The sequence below is a fragment of the Candidatus Zixiibacteriota bacterium genome, assembly GCA_040752815.1.
Lineage (GTDB): Bacteria > Zixibacteria > MSB-5A5 > GN15 > FEB-12 > JAGGTI01.
This window is the reverse complement of the sequence record JBFMGC010000111.1, coordinates 1-2361: the sequence shown is the minus strand read 5'-3', so window position 1 is coordinate 2361 and position 2361 is coordinate 1. Positions and strand designations below refer to the sequence as shown.

General features: G+C 54.8%; 1 protein-coding gene. It reads left to right on the top strand.

Annotated elements, in window-relative coordinates; genetic code table 11:
• Window positions 1-2361 (top strand): hypothetical protein (locus tag AB1772_13345; protein MEW5797324.1); only part of this gene is annotated, 2361 nt, incomplete at both ends.

Below are 2361 nucleotides of genomic sequence, written 5' to 3'. Positions count from 1 at the left end.
TGGGTGGCGGCGTCTCCACAACAAACATCTATCCGATCGCCAATAACACCTACGATCTTGGTTCATACGGCGCGGCCTGGAAAGACGTTTATGTATCAGGCACCATCTATACCTCGACCACGCAGTTTGCCAAGGGCGGCGCCGCGGTCCCGACGATCACCTTCCAGGGAGACGCGGACACCGGTCTCTATTCCGCCGGCGCCAACCAGATCGGATTCGCATCCGGGACGTTGGCGCAAGGCAATTTTTACGCCGACATGACCGCGGCGACGGGCAATGAGACAGCCTATCGGTTCTCTTATACGACCAACAAAGCGGCGGGTAACGATTACGGCTTAGTCGTGAACCAGACGGATACATCGAGCCCCGGAACCAGCTATCTTATGGATTTGCAGAGAAACGGCGTGAGCGCGTTCCAAGTTTGGAACAATGGTTATACGCTTTCGTCTTATGTGATGGAGGCGACCACTTTATACGCCGGCAGCGGGTTGGTCGGTGCTTCCATCTCTAACTATCCATTAAGACTACAAGGTTATGATCTTGATGACGCGAATGCCATCGCGGTGAAAGTGGGAAATGCCGTGGCGCTCACGACAGCGGGCGGAAAGATCATGGCGTTTTACAGTGATGCCATGTCTACGGAGAAAGCGTATTTTGATATAAACGGAGGACTTTATTTCGCTTCTTCGACAGTTCCTTCTGCCTTTACCTGGAGCGGCAATTTGAAAGCCGGAACGAACAACGCCTTCGATCTTGGTGCCTACGGCAACGCCTGGAAAGACATCTACTCCTCAGGCACGATCTACGCCAATAACCTTAGCGTCGCTGGCCTGCAGATCCAGGGCGGCCACCTGATCCCGAACACCAACAACGCCTACAATCTCGGCGCTCCGACTTCTTCTTGGAAGTACCTCTACGTCTCCTCGACCGCCTACCTGGGTGGCGGCGTCTCCACAACCAACATCTTTCCCATAGCCAATAACAGCTACGATCTCGGCTCCTTCACCGCTGCCTGGAAGGACATCTATGCATCCGGCACTTATTATCACGCCTATTCCACCTCTGCCGCCTATGTTGGCGTGGGTACGAGCACCTTCAAGGGATCACCTTCCGTTGACGCCGCCGGCAACACCGCCTTTGTCTTCGACACCAACGCCGCGGTTTCCAACGCCAACCTTTGGTCTCTCCGCAACAATGGCAACACAAAGGCCTACTTCGACACGAACGGCACCTTGAACCTGATCGGACTGCCCAGTCCCTACACTGGCGCCTGGATTAACTTCTACTACGACACCGGGAGCCTCCACACCAGTTATAAGAGCGAAAACAGCAGCGGCGGTTTCGTCATCGAAAACAATTCGTCAGTGGCCGATAATTCGTTCACGCTGAAACTCACCGGCGGACAGTCGTCCAACGAAGCCGATTATGGCTTCCTGAAACTTCTCCCGATTTACAATCGAACAGCCGGCGACGGCGGCAATGACACCGATTTTCTCATCAACCGGACGGAGACCTTGATCGCGACCGGCAGCCAGAAGTTTGCTGACTTCCGAGTCGGTAATGTCTCGCGGTTCTTCATCGACAACCTGGGAAATATCTCAACCTCAGGGTCGCTCCGCAGCACCCATCTCATACCTCAGGCCAATAACTCATACAATATCGGCGCCCCGACCTCCTCTTGGAAGGATGTTTATGTCTCAGGCACCGTCTATACTTCGACCACGCAGTTCGCTAAGGGCGGCTTGGCCGTCCCGTCCATCACATTCCAGGGCGACAGCGACACCGGCATCTTCAGTTCAGCGGCCAACACTATTGATTTCGGGGTCAGTGGAAACAGAACACAACTCCAGCTTTCTCCGGCAGCGTTCACGGTAGGTGATCTGATCAGACCGAATGCCAACAATGCCCACTCATTGGGTCTGTTTGGCGCCGCATTCATGCATGTCGTGGCATCTGGTACCGTCTACGCATCGAATATCATCACCGCCGGCAATGTCACCTCGACCGGACACATTTATCCGAATCAAAATAATACCGCCAACCTCGGTTCGGCTGATTACTCATTCAAGGACCTCTACGCCTCCGGCACCTCCTACTTCGGCGGTACCCTGACTCCCAAGGCCAACAACAGCGTGGACCTCGGCGCTTACACCACCGCTTGGAAAGACATCTACTCCTCAGGCACCATCTACGCCAATAATCTGAACGTCGCTGGCCTGCAGATCCAGGGCGGTCACCTGATCCCGAACGCCAACAACGCCTACAATCTCGGCGCTCCGACTTCTTCTTGGAAGTACCTCTACGTCTCCTCGACCGCCTACTTGGGTGGCGGCGTCTCCACAACAAACATCTATCCGATCG